15 protein-coding genes are annotated in these 24369 nt (G+C 67.5%); 10 read left to right on the top strand and 5 right to left on the bottom strand.

The features are described from left to right. Nucleotides 1-69: 69 nt before the first annotated feature. The 4 genes from DL240_RS02345 to DL240_RS02330 all read right to left on the bottom strand — a co-directional run bounded on the left by DL240_RS02345 (nt 70) and on the right by DL240_RS02330 (nt 4611). Entirely contained in the window at nt 70-837 is a 768-nt protein-coding gene (locus tag DL240_RS02345) for a class I SAM-dependent methyltransferase (RefSeq protein ID WP_111728247.1), read from the bottom strand. Next, complete coding sequence (locus DL240_RS02340; protein WP_111728246.1) at nt 837-2288, bottom strand: MFS transporter; 1452 nt, start codon at nt 2286-2288, stop codon at nt 837-839. Before DL240_RS02340 ends, DL240_RS02345 begins: the two co-directional genes overlap by 1 nt. Nucleotides 2289-2389: 101 nt before the next feature. After that, a complete protein-coding gene (locus DL240_RS02335) occupies nt 2390-3163 on the bottom strand; it encodes a hypothetical protein (protein WP_111728245.1) in 774 nt (257 codons plus the stop codon). Then, nucleotides 3160-4611 (bottom strand): hypothetical protein, encoded by a 1452-nt coding sequence (locus tag DL240_RS02330; RefSeq protein ID WP_111728244.1) that lies wholly within the window; start codon nt 4609-4611, stop codon nt 3160-3162. The genes DL240_RS02335 and DL240_RS02330 overlap by 4 nt, the downstream gene beginning before the upstream one ends. A gap of 295 nt (nt 4612-4906) precedes the next feature. On the opposite strand from DL240_RS02330, the gene DL240_RS02325 reads away from it, so the two are divergent. The 7 genes from DL240_RS02325 to DL240_RS02300 all read left to right on the top strand — a co-directional run bounded on the left by DL240_RS02325 (nt 4907) and on the right by DL240_RS02300 (nt 14775). Beyond that, nucleotides 4907-5584 (top strand): pilus assembly FimT family protein, encoded by a 678-nt coding sequence (locus tag DL240_RS02325; protein WP_158542300.1) that lies wholly within the window; start codon nt 4907-4909, stop codon nt 5582-5584. Next, nucleotides 5581-6186: a type IV pilus modification PilV family protein gene (locus DL240_RS02320; RefSeq protein ID WP_111728242.1), complete on the top strand. Its 606-nt coding sequence runs from the start codon at nt 5581-5583 to the stop codon at nt 6184-6186. Before DL240_RS02325 ends, DL240_RS02320 begins: the two co-directional genes overlap by 4 nt. A gap of 62 nt (nt 6187-6248) precedes the next feature. After that, nucleotides 6249-7565 carry a PilW family protein gene (locus DL240_RS02315; protein WP_158542299.1) on the top strand — a complete coding sequence of 439 codons (1317 nt, stop codon included), beginning with the start codon at nt 6249-6251 and terminating at the stop codon, nt 7563-7565. Next, nucleotides 7565-8203: a hypothetical protein gene (locus DL240_RS02310; RefSeq protein ID WP_111728240.1), complete on the top strand. Its 639-nt coding sequence runs from the start codon at nt 7565-7567 to the stop codon at nt 8201-8203. The genes DL240_RS02315 and DL240_RS02310 overlap by 1 nt, the downstream gene beginning before the upstream one ends. A gap of 82 nt (nt 8204-8285) precedes the next feature. Beyond that, a complete protein-coding gene (locus tag DL240_RS02305) occupies nt 8286-12830 on the top strand; it encodes a pilus assembly protein (RefSeq protein WP_111728239.1) in 4545 nt (1514 codons plus the stop codon). After that, nucleotides 12830-13537 (top strand): hypothetical protein, encoded by a 708-nt coding sequence (locus DL240_RS19885; protein ID WP_158542298.1) that lies wholly within the window; start codon nt 12830-12832, stop codon nt 13535-13537. The genes DL240_RS02305 and DL240_RS19885 overlap by 1 nt, the downstream gene beginning before the upstream one ends. A gap of 107 nt (nt 13538-13644) precedes the next feature. Continuing rightward, entirely contained in the window at nt 13645-14775 is a 1131-nt protein-coding gene (locus DL240_RS02300; protein ID WP_158542297.1) for a PEGA domain-containing protein, read from the top strand. A gap of 55 nt (nt 14776-14830) precedes the next feature. On the opposite strand, the gene DL240_RS02295 is transcribed toward DL240_RS02300, so the two are convergent. After that, on the bottom strand, nt 14831-17374 hold the full coding sequence (locus tag DL240_RS02295; protein ID WP_111728237.1) for a cation:proton antiporter domain-containing protein: 2544 nt from the start codon (nt 17372-17374) through the stop codon (nt 14831-14833). A 248-nt stretch (nt 17375-17622) separates the two neighbouring features. On the opposite strand from DL240_RS02295, the gene DL240_RS02290 reads away from it, so the two are divergent. The 3 genes from DL240_RS02290 to DL240_RS02280 are packed head-to-tail and all read left to right on the top strand — an operon-like array spanning nt 17623 to nt 24329. After that, entirely contained in the window at nt 17623-18981 is a 1359-nt protein-coding gene (locus tag DL240_RS02290; RefSeq protein ID WP_146618054.1) for a hypothetical protein, read from the top strand. After that, entirely contained in the window at nt 18981-23537 is a 4557-nt protein-coding gene (locus DL240_RS02285; RefSeq protein WP_111728235.1) for a cation:proton antiporter, read from the top strand. The genes DL240_RS02290 and DL240_RS02285 overlap by 1 nt, the downstream gene beginning before the upstream one ends. A gap of 9 nt (nt 23538-23546) precedes the next feature. After that, nucleotides 23547-24329 (top strand): mechanosensitive ion channel family protein, encoded by a 783-nt coding sequence (locus DL240_RS02280; protein ID WP_111728234.1) that lies wholly within the window; start codon nt 23547-23549, stop codon nt 24327-24329. Nucleotides 24330-24369 lie beyond the last annotated feature (40 nt).

Here is a 24369-nt window from a genome sequence, read left to right as displayed (position 1 = left end):
CGGGTTTGGAGGGAGGAGGAGCCCACAGGGCTCGGCCTCCGGGCGCTGGCAAGGGGGGGAGGCGCGTTTTTAGTCGATACGGGCGAAGGTGAGCACGTGCTGCGGGGGGGCGTCGTCGGGGAGGTCGTCGCCAAAGCCCTCGCGCTGGCCGACGAGCTGGAGGCCGGCGTCGTGGGCCGCGGCGATAATTTCGGGCAGGGGCCAGTAGCGATGCCGGATGGTCAGGGGGACGCCGCCCTCGTCGGGCTCATCGTCGCGCACGTAGCGGAATTCGACTTCGAAGGTGCGCTCATGGGGGTCCCAGAGGGAGCCTTCCCAGATGGTGTAGTGGACGCCGTCGACGTCGAGCTCGGTGGTGGGGGCCGAGGGGTCGTCGACGATGACGTTGTCGGGGATGTCCATGGCTTCGGCGTCTTCGTCGAGGCCTTCGGTGGGGTAGATGTCCAGGTGGAATTTACCGCCGGGGATCAGGGCGCGGTGCGCGGCCTGGAAGGTGTCGAGCAGGGCCTGGCTGTCGGGCAGGCAGTAGAGGCCGTTGTAGGCCAGGATCACGTGCTCGAAGGCCTCGGAGTGGGGGAGGTCTCGGAGGTCGCGCTGCAGGAACTCGGTGTGGGGGAGGTTGCGGGCGCGGGCCAGCTGGAGGAGTTCGGGTTCCTGGTCCAGGCCGACCAGGCGGTCGGTGGCCGGGGCCAGGGCCTGGAGGAGGCGGCCGTGTCCGCAGCCGAGTTCGAGGACGGCCGCAGCGCCGGCGGTCTGGAGCTGGTAGTACTCAAGGTCGCCCGGAGTGCCCAGGTGGGTGGCGGCGTAGAGGCGAGCCTGCAAGGGGGAGAAGGACATCAGGAGTGTTCCATGGGTTGGGGGTTGAGGCCGGGGATCCCCCGGGTGAGCGCGAGGGCCAGGATGGCCAGGGTGGTCAGAGCGAGGATGGCGTTGGAGTAGGGGACGCCGGGGCCCGGCTCAAAGCCCAGCCAGCTGGAGGGGGTGGCGCTCTGGAGTTCGACGACGGTGACGCTGAGGGCGACCCCGAAGGCGCCGCCCAAGAAGAAGATCATCATAAAGATGCCCATGCCGCTGCCGGTGAGGCGGGGGGGCAGGATCTGGCTGGTCGCGTTGACGATGGGGCTCTGGATCAGGGCAAAGCCCAGTCCGTAGAGGCCCATGCCGACGGCGACGCCGACGATGTTCCCGCCGGCGTAGTAGGCGGTGATGAGGCTGCCGATGATCACCAGGACCATGCCCAGGGCGATGGGTTTTTGAGCGCCCAGGCGGTCGGCGAGCCGGCCGGTAAAGGGGGAGATGATGGCGATGAGGAGGGCGCCGGGCAGCAGGACGACGCCGACGGTGAAGGGGGCGACGTGGTTGACCTCGATCAAAAAGATCGGGACGAGGATGATGGTGCCAAAGCGGGTGGCGTTGGTCAGGAAGGCCACGGCGCTGTTGGCCAGGTAGCGGCGGTCTCTAAAGACCTCGGGCTGGGCGAAGGGCTCGTCGACGCGGTGGATGCGTCGGGCAAAGATGAGCAGGAGGATCAGGCCAGCGAGGAGGAGCCCGAAGAAGAGGAGCCCGAAGCCATTTTGCTCGACGATGTTAAAGGCGTAGAGCCAGGCGCTGGCGCCCAGGCCCAGCAGGGTAGCGCCGATGGTGTCGAAGGAGGTGCCGAAGCGCTCATCGAGGTTGTCGGGCAGCAGGCGCATGGCCAGGGGAGCGAAGAAGAGCAGGGGGGCGGTGGCGGCAAAGACCAGGCGCCAGCCGGCGAGCTCCACCAGGATGCCGCCGAGGAAGGGGCCGATGGAGGCGGCCAGACCGACGGTCCCCATGATCAGGCCCATGGCGGTGCCGCGGCGGTGGGGCGCAAAGACGCGGGCGATGATCATGGTGCCGAGCGCGGGGGTGGCGGCGCTGCCGGCGCCCTGGAGAAAGCGCAGGGCGATCATCGACTCGATATTTGGCGAGAGGGCCAGCAGGATGGAGGTCAGGCCCAGCGAGGCGACGCCCAGGGCGTAGAGGCGGCGCAGGCCGACCAGGTCGGCCAGGCGGCCGTGGATGGCGCTGAAGATGCCGAAGGTGAGCGAGAAGCCGGTGACGACCCAGCCGTAGACCCCTTCGGAGACCCCGAAGTCGCGGCCGATGAAGGGCAGGGCGACGTTGACCATGTTGCCGTTGACCACCGCAAAGAAGACGACCGAGCAGAGCAGGATCAGCACGATGCGGGCGGTGCGGGGGTCGGCGTAGGTGGGGGGGGCTTCGGGGGATTCGGGGAGAGGCCGAGGGGGAGGATGGTGGGCCATGGCAGAGCGCTCGAACAGGGGGGAAGGCGAAGGCCAGCAGAGGCCATCGCAGTAAGTGCGCCGGGTGTCAAACCGAAAGGTGAGGGGTTGGGGGGAGAGGATCAGAGGCAGCCGGCCTCCAGCGCGGCGGGCTCCAGGTGGCAGCGGGCGCAGGGGGCCGGGTTGGTGTTGAGCCAGCTGCGGCACTCGAAGCGGAACTCCGGGGGATGAGGGTTGATTCCCGTGTGGCAGCTCACGCAGTCGGACTCGCTGTGGCAGCTGGCGCACTCGAAGATGTCGCGGCGGGCCATGATCCCGTGGTTGCGTGGCGAGGCCGGGTCAAGCCAGCCGGGGGGATGCAGGGCGAAGCCGGAGGGGGGCTGGAGCTCGGGGGGAGCCTCCGGGGCGACTTTGGACTCCAGGTGGCAGGAGGTGCAGAAGGTCTGAGCCTGGTGGCAGGAGGCGCAGTCCTGGACGCCCTGGCGAGCGTCCAGGGCGTGAACGACGAGGTAGTTGGGGGGATGCAGGGAGGTGTTGCTGGCGAGGCTCTCCAGGTGGCAGGAGGTGCAGTCCTCTTCGAGGTGACAGGTGAGGCAGTCGTTGGCGCGGGTGCGGGCCTGAGGGCCGTGGAGGTTAAGCCAGTCGAAGCGGTGGTCTTCGGGGGTGAGCAGGGCGTTTTGGAGTCCGGGCATCGGCGGGTGGTCAGCCGGGAGCACGGAGCGGTAGGTCGGGGCGTGGTGCAGGGGAGGGAGCGCCGGGGAGGATTGGCGGCTCTGGCAGGCGCTGAGTGTGGCGCTGGCCAAGAGGAGGAGCACCAGCGCCCGGGGGCTGGCGTGGCCCGGCGTGTGTGGCGCGGTCGAGGGATGGGGGATGAAGCGAGGGTGGGGGCGGCTCATGGTCCCAGCTCCAGGGTGAGGTTGGCCATCAGCAGCAGGTGCGATGGGGTGTGGGAGTCCCGGCGATGTTCGGCCAGCAGAGAGAGGCGCGCGGCCTGGCCCAGGCCGACCTCGGCGCCGAGGCTGGAGCCGGTGGCGAAGGCGGCATTCTGGCGCGCGGCGTCCGGGGTGACGTAGAGGGTGAGGTGTCGGGCGCTGAGCCAGAGGCGCCCGGGGGAGGCGGCCAGGGTCAGAGAGGCGTCAAAGAGGAGCTGCGCCCCGCGGGTGTGGGCGGGGCCGGCGGACTGATAGCTGAGCTGGGTGTGCAGGAGGGCAGGGCGTTTTAAGAAGGTGAGTCGGCTGCGAGAGGCCAGGGCGGTGCCGGGGGTCAGCTCGTCGGGGATGCCCGGGCTGGCGGGGTGGTCGTGGTAGGCGCGGGCCCAGGCGCGGGCTTCGAGGGTGGTGTGGAGAGCGTTGATGGGATGGGAGAGGGTGAGAAAGGCGCTCTGGCGAGGGGCGGCGCCAAAGAGGTTAAAGATGCTGGCCGCGTCGAAGATCGGCAGGCGATGGTCGAGGCCGGCGGAGATGGAGGAGGCCTCTCCCAGGCGCAGCGAGGCGGTGAGGAGGGCGCGGTCCAGGGCGCGGGCCGGGCCGTGGTAGGTGAGGAGGGTGCTTAAGTGGAGGCGTTGGAAGTGGCGGGTGGTGGCGCTGACGCCCAGGCGATGCTCGTGTTGGGGCGGGGCGGTGTCGGCCCAGGTATCGGTGGTCTGCCGGGCGCGGGAGGAGCGGGAGGCGGCGATTTCCAGGCGGCGATCGCGGCGGTCGTGGAGGCCGGCGGCGGCTCCCAGGAGGGTGGCCTGTGGGGCGTGGGTGTAGGGATCGTTGAGGGGGAGTCCCTGGACGTCCCAGAGGCCCGGGTCGAAGGCGCCGAGTTGCGCGTGGACCTGGCGACCGGCCCAGACTCGGGCAAAGGGGCGGAGGTTGCCCGAGGGGCGCTGGAGCTCGGTGGTGATGCCGTCGATGTCGGCCACGCCCAGGGCGGAGGCGGTCCAGTGGCGTCCGGCGCGGACCTCCAGGGCGTCGAAGGGGCGCCAGTGGAGGTAGGCCCGGTCCAGGGTCAGGGCGTTAAAGCGCTGGAAGGCGCGGGCATCTTCGCGCAGGGAGACATCGAGCGCGGCGTCGGTGAAGTAGCGCAGGCTTAAGTGAGCGTTGAGGCTGGAAGAGGCGTCATCGAGGAGATCGAAGGCGCTTAAGTGCAGGGCCTGGGTCCAGGTCCGGGAGGCCTCCCAGCGTTGATCGGCGCGCAGGTGTTGGGAGGCTCGGGCGCGCGACTGGGTGCGCAGCCGGTAGGTGCCGGCGCGGGCGTCGTGGCTGAAGGCGGCGGCCAGGCCCAGCCACACGATCAGGAGCACGCCCACGCCGATGAGGGGGCGCCGGGGGATGATGCGACGTGGCCACAGTGGCGCCAAAGCATGCTCCGGACGGCAGAAGGAGAGAGGAAAAGCTCAGCGCCGCAGTGCTATCGAATCGTGAAGGGCTGTGCAATTACTTCAAGGGTATGAAATTATTTCATAGCCGCGCGCGAGGCGCTCGGCCCGGGCGTGGCGGGTTCGAGGGGGGGATCGCCGTGGTGTGGTGGGGCGAAGCACCGGCGCCGCGGGGTGTGAGGGGCGGTGTGTGGCGGTGGTACGAATCTTGCGGATGCCGGGGGCTGTGGTAGAGCATCCCCCGGTTCCGATGATGAATGCAACGATGAGAGACGCGATGCCCGGCAAACCAAAGAGACGAGTGCTGCATCCCCTAAATCGCGGTTTCACGCTGGTGGAGGTGATGATCGCGGTGGTGATCGTGGGGTTGTTGGCCGCCCTGGTCATGCCGACGGTGTCCCAGGCGGTGCGTCAGAATAGCAGCCGGGGGCTCAACCGGCAGTTGGCCCAGGCGTTTCAGGACGCGCGCTCGTACGCGATGGGACGTGGGGAGGTGATGCTGGCGGTGGTGGAGCAGGGCGATAACGCCAATAGCCGGGTGCGCTTCTTTCGTTCGACGAATCAGGCCATGAGCTGCGCCGATGCCGCGATTACGGTGCCGGCGCCCGGGGCGGCGATGATCGAGATCGAGCTGGTCTCCTCGGGGACCGGGCTGGCGATTGCGGGCGTGGATCCGGCCGGCGAAGGCACGGTGGCGCGTCCGCTGTGCATTTCTCCGGCCGGCCGGGTGCTCGATCGCGACGGTCGGATTCTGCACAGCGATGGTGGTTGCCCGGGGTACAATTTTCGGTTCTGGCTGGCGGACCCGGAGGTGACGCTGGACGCCGGCGTGGAGGAGTGCCCGGCGCGTGGCGCGAGCGACGATGTGCTCTTTGACCTCCGCGTGCAGCGGCAGCTCTCGAGTTTCACGATGATTCATGTCCCCTTTAACGGTCAGGCGCGGGTGATCCAATGAGCAAGAAAACGAGGCGCACCCAGAAGGGGTTCTCCCTGGTGGAGCTGCTCATCGCGATGATGCTGTTGGCGGTGGGAGTGATGGCGACCATTGCGATGCAGTTTGTGTCGCTGGGGGGCTACACCACCTCGCGTGAGGTCACCGGTGCGACCGAGATGGCGCGGGTGGTGGAGTCGCGGCTGCGAGCCGAGGCGTTGGGTTGGACGGCGGCGACGCCGGTGAACACCGTCCCGCCGGTCTATGCCGACGGGCGCGCGATGTCGTATCTGGCCGAGATCGCGCAGGCCGGCGGGACGTGGGTCCCGCTCTACGCTACGCCGGTGAACCAGCGCCTGGCCAACCAGGGGAGTGCGCGATTCTGCGTGTTTGCGGTGGGCGAGCAGCTGGTGGAGGCGACGATTCCGCAGCCCTATATGAGCGTTCAGATCGCGGTGGTGTATCCCGGGGCTCAGGGCACCTTTCCCAATCAGAGTGGCGCGGATCTCCACGGGCGTTGTGACGTGATCAATACCGCGTGGTTGGTGCCGGGGGATCCGACGCTGGCTCTGGAGATGCAGGGGCTGCGCGCCAGTTACTTCGGGACGGCGCTTCGTCCGCAATGAGACCGGCGACGATGCCTAAGAGGCAGGCAGCGATGATGAAATACGCTCTTAAGGAGCCGATGATGCAAGCACGACCTCACCGAGAGATCCGAGCCCGCGGGCACCAGAGCGGGTTTACGCTGGTGGAGCTGATGATCGCGATGGCGCTCGTTGGCAGCCTGGTGGCCGCGATCTACGGGATGTTTGCCCGGACCTCCGACGCTCTCATCGATGTGGACGCGATGTCTGGCTCGACCGATGAGGCGCGCTTTGCGTTGGAGATGATGCGCAACGAGCTGCAATCGGCCGGTGCTCAGGCTACGCCAAATGCCAGCGTGGACCCCTGGGTGCGCCCCAACGACTCGCCGCTGTATGCGTTGATGCCCTATGCGGACTGGCAGAATGACCGCAGCGTGTATACGGGCGACGCGACGCTGCAGGAGATCGGCAATCGCAATCCGCAGTCGGCGTTTAGCGGGCTGGTGGTGGTGGGCGCGTACGATTTTCCGCAGAGCTTTTTGATCAGCGAGGTGGCTCCGGCCAGCGCGCGCATCGAGAATGTGGAGCGGGGCGTGGGACGGCTGTTGCGCGTGGATCCCTTTGATGTGGCGACCAACGGAGAGGTGCTTCTCGACGATGCTGACCCGAGCGCCCAGGCGGTGGTGGAGGCGGCGGAGTTTCGGGGGCTGCGCATCAGCGATCGTCAGGGGTACATGCAGTTTGTGCCGATCAACGACGCGGTGATTTCCATGGGGGCGGTGGTTCTGGCCACCGAGCCGATTGCGTTTCGGGGCCCGGGGCGGATGAGCGGGCTGGAGAGCATCGATGGCGCAGATAACGACTACGATGCGGCGATGCTCGACGCGTTCTGGTTCCGGGTGCGGGTGGACCCTTACGATCGCAACAACCTTCAGCTGGTCCGTCATCGTCTGGATTTCGGCGCGTTGCAGGGGCTGGGTTCGCCGACGGCGGCCGATTTAGTGGGTGCGATTGCCGGGACTACTGACGACGAGCGCGAGCAGAACACGCTGGTGATCGCCAACCACGTGGCGGACTTTCGGGTGTGGTTTGATTGCGCGAACGCCGCGGGCGCGCTGGAAGGCGGGCCGCTGATGGTGGGCTGGAACCCGGTGAGCGGCGCCTGTCTGGATCATCCGGTCGATGGGACCCAGCCGCACCGCGCGCGGGTGGCGCATCTGCGTCTTTCCATGCGCTCGGAGAGGGAGCGTACCAACCGGCCCCATTTTGATGTGAGTGGCAACGCCCAGTGGCTGGGTTTTGAGCAGGTTAACGGCACGATGCGCACCTACGATGTGGATCCACAACACCCCGGGGCAGCCTCGGTGATCACGGTTCAGACCAGCGTGGATCTGACCAACTTTCGGATGCGAGGGCTGTGATGGGAGTGAAGCTCAACAACGAACGTGGCGCGGCATTGGTCGTGGTGTTGCTGGTCATTCTGGTGCTCACCGGTCTGGGGATGGTGGCGCTGGATTCGACGACCGAGGGCGTGTGGCTCTCCTCCAGCCATCGCACCCGGGCGCAGGCCACGGTGTACTCGGATGCGGTGGTGCAGTTTGGGATGTACCGCGCCGGGGTGCGGGCGCCCTCTTATGCCGAGATGCTTAAGGCGCGGGCGGAGGTCGATCTCGACGCGTTGAATAGCGAGGATGAGCGCATCGGGGCGATTCGGCGCGGGGGCTACCAGATCTTTACTCCCGAGGCCGATCCGGGCGGGGGCCAGGCCACGCTCTCCGATGTGTTGACCTCGGGGCAGTTGATCGGGGCCGGCAGCGAGACCTCGCTGGAGGAGGATAGCGAGATGCCGGTGGCGTTTCGCTACATCGTGCGTGACCCGGTGGATGGCCCCCCGGCGCCGGGGTATTCGGGTCAGTTTTGCTTTAAAAAAGTTACCATCGCTTCGGAAGCGGTGCTCGGGGATGTGCCCGAGGCCGAGGCCGATCGTCGCCGTCAGCGCGCGATGGGGCGTCACTCTTCCGAAGCGATGATGGGTCCGATTGATTGCGGGTCGCGCTAACCCGCGCCGGCCCTTGAGACTGTTCTGCATAAACGCGCTGCCCGGGAGCTGAGAGGCCCCCCAAACGCATAAGGTGATATCCATGGACACGAGACGACAACTTCTGGTCAGCGGGCTGGGTCTGGTCACCGTCGCCGGGGCGGCGATGGTGATGATGAGTGCCCCGCGTGAGGTGCAGAGCCAGAGCCCGGTGGAGTTGGGCATTGCGCAGTCGCCGGTGGTCACCATCGTGATGGACACCTCGGCCAGTATGGAGTGGACCGAGCGCGGCGAGGGGCGTTATCCGGAGCTCGCGTCCGTCTCGGGGGCTCATCCCTCGGGGGACCATATGGATACCTGGCGTCCGGGCAGTGCGCTGAACCTGCCGGGCTCGGCGCGCGTGGATGGCACCCCGGTCAGTGGTACGCCGGTGACCACGGTGGGCCCGTGCATGGTCTGGCACCCCTTTGATGGCAGCAGCAACCATAAGTGTCAGGACTATGTGCGCCCGCCGGCCTGCGGAGAGTTTTCGGAATGCGACGACTTTGAGGAGGGCAAGACCACCAATCGGCAGCGCGACACGCTGGAGGATATGCGCAACAATGAGCTGATGCGGCTGACCGATGGCAACAAGCCGCGTCACATTCAGATCAAAGAGATCCTCACCGGCGATATGTACCTGCGCTACGACGACCAGCCGAAGGTGGGGCCGGGGTGCTGGTTTGTGCCGCGCTCGCGCGGGGCGGCGACCGATGAGCAGGTCTGCTGCGGGAACTTCGATCAGAGCAGCTGGTCGTGTGACAACACCGGGGATCGTTTTGATCGTTTCATCGATTATGATGATCCGCGCCCTCACTATCAGGAAGTCTACAACGAGCAGGACTCCAACGGTCTGCTCGACGCGATGGGGCGGACCACCATCTTCTCGGTGGTGATGTTTGACGGTTATCGGGGGGATGGTCAGGGGGCCGGCGGGTGGGACTTTCCGATGGATGACGTCGTCGCCGACGAGTTCGGCGGCGTGGCCGGGGGCGCAGAAGGGGCCGGGTGCGCCGGCGGGCCCTGTTACAACCTGGGGCTCTTTCGCTTTGTCGGACCGACGGAGCTCTCGTTGACCGCTGACGAGATGGACAACACCTCGCTCTATGTTCAGGAGGCCATCGTCAACGCCGGTCAGCTGGACCGTCGCAAAGCGTTTCTTTCAGGGAAGACCACCGATGAAGACGGCAAGAAGAAGAAGCGGCCCAAGGGAGCGCGGGGGAACTGGGAGATTCCTATCTTTGACTATCCGCTGGGCAAGCAGCCGATCAGCATGGCCAGCCCCTTTGCCGGGGTGTTCCACGATCTGCAGCAGTTCTACAGCTATGGTCAGCTTGAGGACACCGGGGATGGGGCTTCTCCGGGCGTGTTGAATCCTTTCCAGGAGGATCGCTACGCGGCCTGTCGCCCGCGCCATGTGGTCTTTTTCACCGACGGCTTCCCCGAGCCCGAAGCTCCCGGAGGAGCGGGCAATGGCATCGGCAGTGAGAGTCTGGCGCCGGCCTTTGGTTACGACCCGGCGCGCTATCCCTACGATGTGACCGAGCAGGCCATCATGGACATGCTCACGCAGATCGAAGCGGAGATGCGGGCGGCCAACGACAACCAGGAGATCGAAGAGCGCTTTGCGCCCCGGGTGCACGTGCTGGCGGTCAACCTGGAGGAAGACAGCGAGCGACGCACCAACGCGATTCAGAAGTCGGCGGTGATGGCGATGCGAGGCAACACCTGCGCGCAGTATTACCTGCCGCCGGAGATGGTGCCGCTGGGCTCGTTCAGCGGTCAGCGTGATATCAACGGCGCGTTGCAGCCCGGGACGTGTGATCCGGAGGACCTGAGCGAGCCCTGTCTGGTGCCTCAGAACCTGGGCTACACCTTTGATCCCCCGGATGGCGGCGATGACTTTAACTGTGAACATCCCGCGCTGATCTTGAACAACAACAGCAAGGCGTCGCTGGTGAGCGCCTTCCAGATGATTTTTAACGAGATCGCCGGGTCCTCCGGGCTGGCCGCGCGCACGCGCCCCTCGCTCACCAGCTACCTGGATACCGATGGCGCCCAGGGGCAGTACCGCCTCTTCTCGGGGGTGCAGATTCAGGGCGATAATGTGTTCTGGAAAGGCATTCTCAACCGCACGCTCTCCGGGTGTAGTGGCAGCGTCTCGCTGGTGACCAGTGGCGCGGATCTCGACGGGCTGCATGAAGATATCAATCGGCTGCGCAAGGCCATCGGGGAGCCGCTGGATGAGCCGGTGGTGCGCGAGCGCGTGGATACCGATCGGCGCCGGGTGTTCACGTCGATGCCGCGCTTCCAGATGGAGGCCGACTCCGAAGCGGTGACCGGGCCGATGTCCACCTTCTTCCCGATGACGTACGCTCTGGGCAAGGTCGACGCGAGCTCCGATGAGTTTATCGAAACCACGCTGCCCGGCGCCGTGAACCTGAGTGAGAGTGTGGGGACGCGGGTGCGTTTTGAGTCCGGGAACCTCAAAGAGGTCTTCGACACCTACAGCTTCACCGACGAAGATTTCTTCAATTACTGGGGGATCAGCGAAGATGCGGAAGCAGGGATCGCGGTAGAAATCTTTATGAACGACATGGTCGACGAATATCGCGGGCGCATCGGGCCAAAGGCCGACCGCGTGCTCGGAGGGATCTACACCTCGAACCCGGTGACGGTGGGCCCCCCGGACCTCGATCTGCTCAACGATGGCTACCGCGCCTTCCGTCAACTCTACGCCAACCGGCGCACCATGCTCTACGTGAGCACACTCGATGGGCAGCTGCACGCGATTCACACCGGGGAGGACGAGGTCAAAGGCCGCGAACTTCCCAGCGGGTTGGGGTCCACTATTTCGGAGCGTGACCATGTGCCGGCGGCCGACCAGCGGGAGGCCTGGGCCTATGTGCCCTCGATGCTTCATCAGGAGCTCTTCCCCAACATGCAGCGCGCCGCCCAGCTGATGGATGGCAGTCCGGTGGTGGGAGACATTCGTCTGTGCCACGCGAACCCGGCGCTCAACATCAACCGGCAGGCCTGTGGCGCGTGGATCTCGCAGGTGCCGCAGGCCGCGCAATGGCGCACGGTGCTCGTTCAGGGCATGGGGGCGGTCGGTCAGGGCTACTTCGCGCTCGACGTAACCCGTACCGGCTCGCCGACCGAGGCGCCCGACCCGATCGTGCTCTGGGAGTTCACCCGCGAGTGGGAAGAGCACCAGATGCAGAGCCTGGAAGACTGGCGCTACGGTCCGGAAAATATGTCGGGCTATGACGATGAGCTCGATACCTGCCGCAGTGCGCTGGCAGACTCGGCGTTCGGCCAGTGGTTCTGCGGCTGGTGGGGATGCGACGATGGCGAGGAGGCGCCCGATGTCTGGGGGCTGGGCATGCTCGGGACCTCGGTGAGCGACCCGGCCATGGGCATGGTGGCGATGCAGCTGGGCGAGGGGGCGATGTCTCTGCAGCGCCCGGTGGCGGTGTTCGGCGGTGGTTCGACGCCCGAGCGCTCTCAAGCGCCTCAGGAGTGCGTGGACAATGTCACGGGCCGGGCGATTTACGTCGTCGATCTGCAGAGCGGTATGATCATTCGCCGCTTCGTTGAGTACCGCGACGATTCCGACACCATGAAGCGTTTCCCCGCCGAGATGGTGGGGTCGCCGGCGCTCTACAGCAGCTCGCCGGGCGATGTGGCGACCCGTGGCTTTATCGGGGACGCCGAGGGGCGGATGTACCGCATCGACATGACGCGCCCCAACCCGGAGGACTGGGAGGTTCAGCTCTTCTTTGACCCCGCTACGGAACCCTCGCCATGGATGATCGACCTTGATGGGGAGTACGGTTTCTCAAACTTTGGGCCGGCGTCCTACCGCCCGGCGCTCTTTATGAATGAGAACCGTAACCTGGTGGTTGCCTACGGGCTGGGGGAGCGTGGCGAAACCAGCGAGACCAACTCCGTGCAGATGGTGATGGCGATCGAGGAAGACTTCGAGGTGCTGGAGGTCGCCGGCGCCGGAGGACTGGAGACGGTCGATAACATCAAGCCTCGCCCGCTCTGGCGCTACTACCTGAGTAAGCGTGAGCGTCTGACCGGGGAACCGGTGGTCTTCGACGGAGATGTCTTCTTTACGACGTACGTGGAAGAAGACGCGGCCTGTCTGGCGGGCACCTCGCGCATCTATCGCCTGGAGGGGTTCCCCTACGATTATGCGGGGGGAGAGGAAGGGGTCGAAGCCAAGGGGGGTTGGACCGAGTATGCCGGGGGCGGTGCCGCCGGACTCGATCCTTCGCTCTTTTTGCTCGACGGTGGCGACGCCGCCGGCGTGCCGCGCTGGTTCGGTCCGTCCACCCCCACGCTGATCCGCGGCCTTTCGATCACCATGGGGCCGGTGTGCAACGATGTGGTCGATGATGCCACGCTGGGGCAAACCGTGCGGGAGTCGCCGGCGCGCAAGCCACAGCTGACCTTTACGTCGGTAGGCAACGACAGCGACGGTAATCCGGTGCCCGGCGGCGGCTCCGGGGACGCCGGTGGTATCGGTGGGTTCAATATTGAGCTCGAACCGCCGGCGACGCACTCGATTCCGTTGAGCTGGACGATTGTGGGGAACTGATGAACCTTCGTCTGCGCGCCAGCATCCTGGCGATGCTGCTTATGGTGGCGGTGGTGGGCTGCCGAAAATCGGAACGGACGCCCCGGGAAGGCACTCCGGAGGAGCGGAGCAGTGAGCGTTCCCCGGAGGCTTCGGTGGAGGCCGAAGCCCGGGAGGCCTTTGGCCTGCCGCTGCCTCCGGATTACCTCGATCGCATCGAGATCTCGGAGATTTTCGTCACCGTCAACACTCGCATGACCCTGGAGGAGCTGGAGGCTTTTTTCCGCTCTCGCCTGGTGGATTACGAGTACGTCAAGACGGCCGGGCGCGTGCGAGTGGTGCCCCTGCGCCCGCACTCGCCACGGGTGGAGATGGTTCGGCTGGCCGGTCGTGGCAAGCAGGTGGTGGTCGATTATCACGCGGCGCCCGACGTGGCAGGGGCTGAGCGCGTGGAGAAGCAATCGCTCGCTGCGATGGCCACCGAGGAGCCTGAATTGAAGGCCGCGCTAAAGAAGTCTTCCGCCGGGCCCTCGCGCCTGGGGGAGCGTGCGGAATGGCTTTCGGCGCTTCGGGGCAAGCCTGTGGAGCTGCGTACGGCCGACGGGCAGCTTCTGGCGCCGGGGGCGATCTGGGGAGAGCCCTACACGCCGCCGCCGGGAACCCCGCTCTACGGGGAGCAGAACCGGGAGAACTTTGGTCGCCCCTTTGGCGATTGGCGCATGCACTAAGCGCGAAGGCTTCTTATACTCCTTTCATCCACGCGCCACGATGGCGACCGAGCTTCGCGTCGGTCGCGGCCCGCCGCCGGGCGGTTGAGATGATAAGGAGTTATCCTATGAGTCGCTTTGCTCTGATGCAGGGGACGCTACTACTTGCTGCTATGTTGCTCGGGAGTGTCACGGCCCAGGCCCAACCCTCGGTAGCGCTGGAGGCCGTGGTGTTTGAGGTGGAGGGCGCCGATCTGGACGCGGCCTTCTTGAGTGATCTGAGCGCGGTGTTGCGCGACCAGGCGCTGCAGCATCCGCGCTATGCCCTGGTCAGCGCCACGCCCCTTCAACGCGCCGAAGTCGCCGTGGTGGTCGGATGTGAGCCGGAGACCACCGAGTGCCTCAGCCAGATTGCCGATTTTGTCGAAGCCCGGGTGTTGATCTCGGGCCATGTGCGGCGAGAGGGCGACGCGTTCAGGTTGAGCGTTTCGATCTTTGATCGCGACGGCGATAAGGGGCCGGTGCAGGTGGAGCGTCGCCTGGCCGCCGACGATCCGGTGCTGCGATTCCGCCAGCAGGTGGAGCGCGTGTTTGCCGAGCTGACCCCTGATGAGCGCACGCGCCTGAGCATTCGCGCTGCGGCGTCCGCCGACGAAATTCGCATCGACGGCGTGATGGTGGGCCGGGGCCTGGTGGAGCGTGACACGCTTCCGCCCGGCACCTACCAGGTGGAGATTCATCGCGAGGGCGCGCTGCCCTACACCCGTGAGGTGGAGTTGAAGGTTGGTGAGCCGGTGAGCATCGAGGTTCCGGCAGCGCTTGCCAGCGAGACCCCGGCGCCTCGGGAGGAGGCGGCCAGCACCGACCCTGCGATCGCTGTGGCCTCCTCGGCACCGGCGAGCACGGCGATGGTGGCGCCTCCGGTGCCCGCTCGTCAGCGCTCTCTGCTGGGGGCGTACTCCTCGTTGGGAGTCGGGGTGGTGGCCCTGGGGGGCGCCGGGCTGATGGTCGGGTTGATGCGCGGGGTTGAAGACGATATCGCCGCCGAAATCGCGCAGGGCGACATTTCACCGGCTCGCTACAATGACCTGCTGCGCCGTGGCGAGAGCTATGAGACCGCGCAGTGGGTGCTCCTGGGCGTGGGCGTGGGAGCGACTGCGCTGGGAGTTGGCTGGATGCTCGTTAGCTATGCGGGCGATGAGCCCGGACTGGCGTTCCACGTGGGGCCGGGGAGCCTGGCGCTGAGCGGGCGCTTCTAGGCATCATTTCTTCTCGCTGCTGTGGACGACGACCCTCGGCGACTCAGACCGGTCCCTACGAGGTCTGGGGGGCGGCGCGCACATCAGGGAAGGTGGCTTGAGGGGAACGAATCAGGCGCTTGAGCTCTTCGAGCACTTCGTTTGGAGAGTCCAGCGCGGCCAGCGCGGCCGGGTCGAGCACCCGGGTGGCCAACTGGCCCAGCTTGGAGAAGCGCTCCAGGTGCTCTTGAAGGTCAGCCTCCTCCGGACTCAGCGCAACGATCACAAGGTGGACGCGCGCGCCCGGGTGGGCCTCGGTGGCAAACCCTTCTGGGGAGCAGCCCACAAACACCAGCGGGCGCTGCACCTCCTCGCTGCGTGCGTTGAGCAACATCACCCCGTCGGCCAGCTCCCGAGAGAACCCGGGATCGTCGCGTAGCAGGGCGTCGAGCACGACCTGGCGCCGCGCGGGAGCGTCGTCATCGAAATGGCTTTTGAGGAGCGCGTCGACGATCTCACGCTCGCCGTTTTGGGGCATCTCGGTGAGCACCCGGCGCGCTTTAAATGCCTCGGCCAATCCCTCTTCCCGGGGCAGGGGAAGGTTGGCGATGTCGATGTCAGAGAGGATCACAAAGCAGCTGGAGTAGCTCGCCAGGCTGCCCAGGCGAGTGGGGAGGGACTCCAACTCGGGGGACCAGGGCAGGGTGCCGCGCCGCGCGCTCAGAAAGACCAGGAGATCGTTGTCTTCGACACGGCGCTCCAGGGTCTGCACCAGATCTTCCATGGTGTTGAAGCCCACAAAAGAAGAGGCGATCTCGGGCTTCAGGCTATCGAAGCGCGAACGGATGCGGCGCATCTCATCTTTGAGGCAGAGCCCGGTCAGCAGGGCGCCGGTGGCGTTGGTCAGGCGTTTGAGGTCGCGGATCGCCCGGGTGTAGCCCGGGTGGTACTCGATGAGGGGAGGGAAGACGATGATCACGCGCCCCACGGTGTTGATCGGCTGGGTGAGGTGGCAGACAAAGACCTGCTGTTCGGTCTGTGCGATCAGCTCTTCGGTCACGCGCCCCAGCGGGGCCCGGCGATCCTCGGAGGGGCCGCGCCAGCCGACGACGATGTCCGAGACGCGGCGCTCCAGCACCGCCCGGGCGATGCCCGAGGCCGGGTTATGCGCCAGGCGCGTGACCGGTACCACCGGGACCTCGGCCGAGGCGCCGTGCACCACGGCCGCCGAGAGCATGCGCTCGGCGGTGGCCACCGTCTGCGCGGTGTCGCCGTCTTCGGGCACCACCGACAGGGGGAAGACCGGCTCTTCGGAGCCGTGCTCCCGCACCAGAAAGGTAAAGTCGAGCAGAGCCTGGGCGTTGGCCGCATAGGCCATCGGGACTGCGAAGCGCTGTGGCGCCTCCTCTTCGCCGGGCCCCTCTCGCTCCTGCGTCAGCGCCATGCGCCGCCCGTAGCGCTCGGTCACCAGGGGAGAGACAAAGCAGGTCACCGCGATCATGACGATGGTGCCGTTGAGCACCGACTCATCAAAGAGCCCCACGTCGAAGGCCACCAGCACCACCGCCAGGGTGGCCGCGGCCTGGGCCGCCGAGAGCCCGAAGATCACCATGCCTTCATCGGCGCTGTAGCCCAGAATCTTGCGGGTGAGCATCGCGGCCAGCCACTTCGAGCTCAACGCCGCGCCCACCATCGTGGCGGCCACCACCAGCGCGTCGGCGCCGCTAAAGAGCACGCGCACGTCGACCAGCATCCCGACCGAGATGAGGAAAAAGGGCACAAAGAGCGCGTTGCCCACAAACTCAATCCGGTTCATCAGGGTGCTGGATTCCGGCACGAGGCGATTGAGCGCAAGCCCGGCCATAAAGGCTCCGATGATGGCCTCCACCCCGGCCAGCTCCGCCAGAAAGGCCGCCAGAAACACCACCGCCAGCACAAAGACGTACTCCAGCACCCCCTGGCTGCCGACGCGGCGAAAGAACCAGCGCCCCACCCGCGGGATGCTCCAAAAGACCAGGAAGATGTAGACGCTCAACCCGATGATCAGCGTCAGCCAGAAGCTCATGTCCAGCGAGCCCCGGGTGGAGCCCATCACAACCGCCAGCACCAGGAGCGCGGCGGTGTCGGTGATCACGGTGCCGCCCACCGTGGCTGTGACCGCGTTGGATTTGCTCATCCCCAGCCGGCTGATCACCGGGTAGGCCAGCAGGGTGTGGGAGGCAAACATGCTGGCGAGCAGGATCGCCACCATGAAGTCGAGCCCCAGAATGTACATCCCGGCCAGCGTTCCCAGAGTTTGAGGCACCAGAAAGGTAATGAAGCCAAAGACCAGGCTGTGGTTTCGATACTTGGCAAAGCGGTTAAGATCGATCTCCAGCCCGGCGGTGAACATGATGTAGAGCAGGCCCACCGTGCCCAGGAGCTGAAAGGTCGCATCGCGCTCCAGCAGCCCCAGGGCGTTGGGGCCCACGATCACGCCGGCCAGGAGCAGGCCAATGATCTCGGGGAGCTTGAGTTTTTGGACCGCCAGCGGCGCCACCAGCAACATCATCATGACCACGGCAAAGATCAGCACCGGGTCGGAGAAGGGCGTTTCAAAGTGGTGGAGAAGTTCTTCCATCAATCCATCCTCAGCGAGATCGTCGACCGCGGCCCGGCCACCTGAATCGGCGCACGGTGGTCCATAACGCAAGTCCCGGGGCGGCCCACGGAGCAGGTCAGACCCAGGGGGCGCAGACGCTCCAGCGCGGCGTCTCCAAAGTGAAGTCAGTGGGAACACTTCGCAGGGCCCGGTGTATTTTCGCAGCGATGATGTTTTGAATGAGCCCTTAGGGGCTGGCGCTCCCCGCCCGGGGAGGGAAGGACGCCATGCGGATGCGATGGAAATACATGGTGGGAGCCTTCGCGCTCCTGATGGTGCTGGTCGGGGCGGGGTTTGCCCATGCGGCTCAAGGGGTGTTTGCGCCGGTGCTCAGCCAGGGCTCCGTGCGGCCGGTGATGGTGGCGCTGGCGGTGCTGGCCGCGGCCTTCGCGCTCTCGTACCTCACTCGCACCCGGTGGGTGCGCGCGTCGGGGCTTATCGGCGGGGCGTTTTACGGGGGCCTGGGGCTGGTGCTGGTACCGCTGACCGGGGTCATTGATCCGGCCAGCGGCGCGGCGCTGGAGCCTTTGATGGTGCTCACCGCCGGGGCGGTGTCCCTGGAACTCGGGCTGGGACTGCGCGCCTCACGCCTGGCCGCGCTCGGCGGTGAGGCGCTCAAGGCCGGGGTGCTGGTCTCCGCCTTCACGGCGGCGCTGAGCATCGCTTTGCCCTTGCTGGTACTTAAACAGGTCTCTCCCGGGAGCATCTGGCCGGGGTGGGCGGTGGGCATCTCCTCGCTGGGCGTGCTGGCGATGGTGGCTGACCCCTCCTGTTTACGCGCACTGGCCGGGCGGGTCGGCGGCGATGCGCCTCCGCTGGACCGGGCCCTGGCCCTGGCCCGGGTCTGCACGCTGGCCGCGCTCCTGGCGCTCTTGCTGCTCTTCTGCGTGTTCACGCCCGTCGACCCGGGCGTTGGCGACATCTGGCAACCCCTGATCGCGGCCGGGCTCCACCTGGCCCTGGGGGGCATCCCGGGCGTCATCGCCGGCGCGCTGCTCCAGGAGCGCAACGCTGACGATCATCTGCTCACTCTGGTACTGGGCGTGGGGCTAACCTTGAGCGCGATCGCCTACTACTCCGGCCTCTCGGTGGTGGTCGTCAATGCGGTGGCCGGGGCGGTGATGGCCGCGATGAGCTCAGAGTCCCTGCGCATCTCCCACGCGCTGGAGTCGCTGCGGGGCCCCCTCTATGTGCTGGCCTTCTTCTTTGCCGGGACGCTGTGGGAAGGCGGCGCGTCGAGCTTTGTCTGGGGGGCGGCCCTGGCCTTTGTGGGGCTTCGCTTTCTGGGGCGAGCGCTGGGCGTGATCAGTTACCGCCCCCGGCTCAGCGGTCTCCGCGTGGAGTCCGGGACCCATCGCGCCCTCTGGGCGCCGGGGGCACTGGGGGCGGTGATCGTGATCGATGTCGTCAGCTCCTTTGCCGGGCTCCCCGACCTCCCGCTGATCGCCTCGGCGCTGGTGCTGGCCCTGCTGCTCTCCGACCTTTTGGCCTACGTGTTTACCCGGGGGTGGCTCATTGATATCTCCGACGTCGATGCTCAGGGCCGCGCGCACTCGCCCTGGGGAAGCTGGCAGGAGGAGGGGTGATGCGCCATCTGCTGACGCTCTTCATCGTGGTGGCCCTGCTGGTGGTGGGATCGATGCTCCCGGGCACGTTGGGAGGCCCCTGGCTGCCCGCCGAGGAGCTGGTAGCCATCGGCCTGATGCTTCTGCTGGCCTACGTCGCCGGAGAGCTCTTGAGGCGCCTGGGGTTGCCGGCATTGCTGGGGTACATCGGCACAGGGATCGTGCTGGGGTCCGGCCTGGCCGAGCTCTGGCCGGGCTTTGAGCCCCTGACCCTCATCACTCCCGAGGTCATCACCGACCTGGGAGGCGTTCAGATCCTGGTGGTCGGTCTCATCGGGATGCTCGCCGGGGGTAAAGTGCGCCTCTCGGAGCTGGGGGCGCAGGGGCGGCTGGTCGCCCGGGTTACCGGCGCGGTGCTGGTGACGGTCATCCCACTCACCACGCTGGCGGCATTGTTGGCCCTGGAGGTGTTCCCCGACGCGCTGGCGCTCTTGGCCACCGAGCCGCGGGCCACCCGCGTGATGATCGCGCTCTTTTTCGGGGTGCTGGCCTTCGGGCTGAGTCCGAGCACCACGATCGCGCTTATCCAGGACCTGCGCGCCCGGGGCCCCCTGAGCACCGCCACGCTCAGTGTGGTGATTGTCGGGGAGTTTCTGCTCTTCGGGCTCTTTGCCGTGCTGCTGGCCGGCGCCCGGGTGGCCGTGGTCCCCGGTCCGCTGACCACCGGCGGTCTGGCCGGAGTGCTGCCCAGGCTGGGGCTGGAACTCGTGCTCTCGCTGGGACTGGGCATCGCGTTGGGCGTGGCCGTGGCCAGCTGGGTGCGCCTGGTGCGCCGCGAAGTGCTGATCTTTATGATCCTGGCGATTTTTTTAACCTATCTGGGGGCGCTTCGCCTGGAGGCCGAGCCCACGCTGGTCTTTCTGGTCGCGGGCTTCTTTGTGCAGAACGCCACCGCCGGCGGTCGCGCTATGGTGCGGGCCCTGGAGCAGGTGGCGCTGCCCGTCTTTGTGGTCTACTTCGCCACGGTGGCCGCCGGCTTCGACCTTCAGGCTGCCTTGAGCTACCTGCCCCTGGTGCTGGTCCTGATCGCCGCTCGTCTGGGGGCCTTGATGCTGGCCACGCGCCGCGCCTGTGCCCGGGCCATCGATACGCGGCCGGGCCTGGCCTACATGCCCGGCGCGCTGCTGGCGCAGGACGCCGTGGTCCTGGTGCTGGCCGGGGTCGTGGCGGTGAATTTCCCGCCGTGGGGGCCGACCTTCCAGAGCGTGATCATGGCCACGGTCATCGTGTACCTGACGGTGGGGCCCATTGCGCTCAAAGTGGCGCTGGATCGCGCCGGCGAAACCAGGCCTGCCCGCGGTCTGCGCGAAGAGCGGGTGCTGGGCCTTGAGGAGTTTGAGCTGCTGGAGCCCATCGAACTCGTGGAGTGCCTGCCGCCTCCCGAGTTCGACGACGCCTGGCTGCGCGGTCATATCGACGACCTGCGCCGCGCGCTCCTCGACCGCGCCGAGGCCACCTTTCAGGGGCCGGTGCGCGCCCAACGCGACGGCCTCATCGACGCCCTCATCGAGTTTGAGGCCGTGGTGGATCACCTCCTCCAGGACTTGCAGCGCTGGCAGCAAAGCATCGACGATCCACCCGGGGAACTGGCGAGCGAACATGCCCTGGAAGCGCTGCGGGGTGTGCAGCGCGCCCATGGCGAGCGGGTGCACCAGGTCTATGAGCGCGTGCTCAGCGTCGAGGGCACGCCCCTGAACGCCCGGGCGCTGGAGGGCTTTTTCGACGCCCTGCACGCCATGGAAGATCGGCAGAGCCTCTATCGTATTGAGCGTGAGCGCGAGCTGGAGGTCGTCCGTCCCACCGACGGCCGAGTGCTGCGCGTGGTGAAGGCCGGGCGCCGGGTGCGCCGCAAGATCTTCGGTGCCGGCTACCGCACCGTGCCCGTGGGGCGGCTGTGGCGCTACTACGTCGAACTCTCGCTGCCTGTGCAGCTCCTGGAGGTCACGCCGGCGGTGGCCGGGCAGTACGAAGCGCTCTGGCGGGCGATCTGGGCGCATCTGCGCAGCGTCGACACCTTTTTAGAGGACCTGGCCCGCGGCCTGGAGCCCGCCGAGTCCGACACTGAGGCGCCTCAGACCCGGGCATCGGAGACCTCGGCCCACGCGCTGAACCTCTTCGAAGAGGTGTTTGCCGAGCGCCACGCCGAACTCGCCCACCAGACGCGCCGGTGCGCGGAGGTGAGCCTGAAGGGCTTTGGTCAGAGTCTGGCGCATGTGTACGGCGCCTTTGTCCAGGGGGCGGCGCGCGCGGGCACCTCCGAGTTGCCCGCGTTGCGCTACCGTCCCTCCTCGCGTTTTGACGCTGCGCGGCGCGCCACGGTGCGCCTGCGCGAGCGCCTGCGTCGCCTGGAAACCATCACCCGGGGTTACCGCGCCTGGGTGCGCCTGGATCACCACGTCTCCAGCTTTGTGCAGTGGTCGCAGGGCTACCGGGTGCGCGCCGAACGCGCCGCGCGGCGCGCCCTGGGAGGGGGCTGGCACGCCCAGCTTGAGCGCCTGGAAGAGGCGCTCGAAGAGAGCCGCGATCAGGCGCTCAAGACCGAAGACGCCGCCTCCTCGGTGAGCTGGGAAGAGCACTACACCCGCGAACTCCGACCGCCCCTGCTGGGGGCGCGCCGCGCTCAGGAGCACCTGCTGGCCCGCGCCCGCCAGGGCCGCGACACCCGCGAGCTCAGCGAGCTGGTCGAGGCCCGCATCGAGCGCCTTCCGGTGAGCCTGGCCGTGCTCAGCGCCGACCCTCAACGCACTCTGGCAGCCAACGCGCCCCATTATGAGCTGCCCTTACGCCACTGGATCAGCTCCCAGGTTGGTCGCGAGGTCGCCCTGCGGGTGGTCGACTTCAACGAACGCGCCGCGCGCTGCATTGAGGCGCGACAGGTCGCGTTGGCCGGCGTGGAACAGCTTTTGGAGTTTCACCTGGTCACCTCCCGTCGCGCCGCGTCTGGCCCGACCCTCACGGGAGCCCCCGGGCCGGGGGCGTCGGCCGCCTCCCCGGGCCCGGCGGAGGCCGGGCGCCAGGGGGTGGAGCGCGCGCTTCGCGCGCTTACGAAGGCTCGGGAGCAGGCCGAGCGCGATGAGCAGGAGCTGATCCGCTGGTTCCTGGTGGAGTGGGACCGCCTGATCGACCGGGCATTGAGCCCCATCGAGGAGCGCCGCCTGACCGAGATGCAGCGCGAACTCGCGCGCCAGGGGGCCGCTTCGTTTGTCGCCCGCGGGGAGTCGCTGGCCAGCGAACTCCTGGCCCCGGCGCTTCGCTGGTACCGGGTGCTGCGCGCCCGGGTGGGGCAGGGCGCCCACGAGCTGCGAGACGAATGGAATCGTCTGCTCGGCGCCCCCCATAAACCTGCCGACGCCCATCAGCGCCGCCGGGCGCTCCTGGCCGACCAGGAGGTAGCCTTCTCCCGGGCGCCGGCGGTCTATCGTCGCCTCTTCGTGCCCAACCCCCTCGATATCCCGGACTTCTACTGCGAGCGCAGCCAGGTCGAGCACGACCTGCTGGCATCCGCCGAGCGCTGGGCCCGGGGCGCTCCCGAGGTCGCGCTGGTCAGCGGCCCCCGGGGCAGCGGCAAGCGCAGCCTGGTGCGCCACCTCTTTCCCGCGCGTCTCTACGCCCTGATGCCCGAGCCCGGCGAACTTCACCTGAAAACCCTCAACCTGGGCTCGTTCCCGCGCGACGAGGCCGCCATCTGCCAGGCGCTCTACGAGGCGTTCGAGCTTGAGGGCACCGCTCCCACCGACTTCGCCGGGCTCGGAGAACACCTGCGGGGAGCGCTCTCCGGCCGGCACGTCGTGGTCCTGGAGGCCTGCGAGCACGTCTTCTTGCGGACCGAAGAGGGGATGGAGCGCGCCCGCGCCTTCTTTGAGATGGTGCAGCAGAGCGCCGGCCCGATCTTCTGGGTGCTTTTGATGGAGCTGGCGAGCGCCGAGTTTCTTTGCGCCCATCTGGATCTGGAGCGCGCGCTCACCGCGCGTGCGGAGCTTCCGGCCAGTGATTCGGGCTGGCTCGAGGCGATGATCATGGCTCGCCATCGCGTCAGCGGGTTTGACCTGCACTTTGAAAGCCCGCCGCGCGGCCGTCTGGAGCGTCTGGTGCGCCTGCAATGGCGCACCCCCGGTCAGGAGAGCGCGCGCCGCGAGTTCTTCGAGGCGCTGGCCGAGCACAGCCGCCACAACCCCGAGGCCGCGCTGCTGCGCTGGCTGCGCGCGGTGCGCCCCGATCCCCTCAACGATGCCCGCGTGCTCGTGTGCCCCTTCGATGTCCGGCGCCTCGACGTGCTCCAGGAGCGCCCCCTCTCCCAACGCCTGCTCCTGGCGGCGCTCCTCACCCACGGCAGCCTCAGTGTGCCTCAGGCCCACCGCGTGCTGGGGCGCTCCGTCGATGGGTTACGCGTCGAGCTCGAAGCGCTGCGTCGCGAGGGCTTTGTGGAAACCCTGCTCGACCGCCCCGATGAACTCCGACTGCGCGCCCCGGCCTGCGCCCCGGTGGCCGCGGAGCTGCGCGGGCAGAACCTGATCTGAGAGGATGACGTGAACCCTGCACCGCCTGCCCCCGCCGAACTCGTGGCCTGGGGGGCACCTTCGACCTCCTGGCCCGCGTTCCTGCTCCTGGTGCTCGCGGCGACTCTGGTGAGCCTCGGGCTGCGCCGTCTGGCCACCGCCGGGCCCGACCCCCGGGTGCTGCGCTGGTTGCCGGCCGCGCAGGTCGGCGTCTGGGCCCTGACGCTCCTGGTGATCGTCACGGTGCTCGCGCGTCAGGGCTTCACCACCACGCTGGCGCTGCTCCTGGTCATGCTTGTGGGCCTCTTCGTCGCCGCCAGCACCCTGCTGCGCAGTGTGCTGGCCGGGATGGTCATCGCTGGCGAGGCGCGTCTCCACGTCGGTGACGTCATCTCGTTGGGGGAGCTCCGTGGCGAGGTCGTCGGGCTGGGCGTGCGGGCCATGCAGCTGCGCGATGCCGAGGGAACCCTGCACGAGATTCCCCTGGCCGAGGTGCTCGCCAGGCCCCTGACCCGCCACCCGGCCGGGGGGCAGGCCCGCTGCGAGATCGAGCTGGAGCTCCCCGAAGCGCTGCCGGTGGAGCGCGCGCTGGAGCGCGTCCAGAGGCTGGCCTCGCTCACCCCTTATATCTCCCCTCGCCAGGGCCCCGAGGTCTTCCTGGTGAACGCTGGCGGTCCTGGCGAGCCGATGCGCGTGCGGGTTCGGGCCCAGGTGGCCTCCGAAGACCTGGTGGAGCACTTTAAGAGCGACCTCGTGCGCCGCCACCGCCAGGCCTTTGCCCGGCCCACCTCGCCAGCCGGGCCCGTGGTCTGAGCCCGTGGGGGGGAACCTGAAGGGCCGGGCCTTCACGTGG

The sequence above is a fragment of the Lujinxingia litoralis genome (assembly GCF_003260125.1).
GTDB lineage: Bacteria > Myxococcota_A > Bradymonadia > Bradymonadales > Bradymonadaceae > Lujinxingia > Lujinxingia litoralis.
This window is presented reverse-complemented; position numbering and strand designations above follow the sequence as displayed.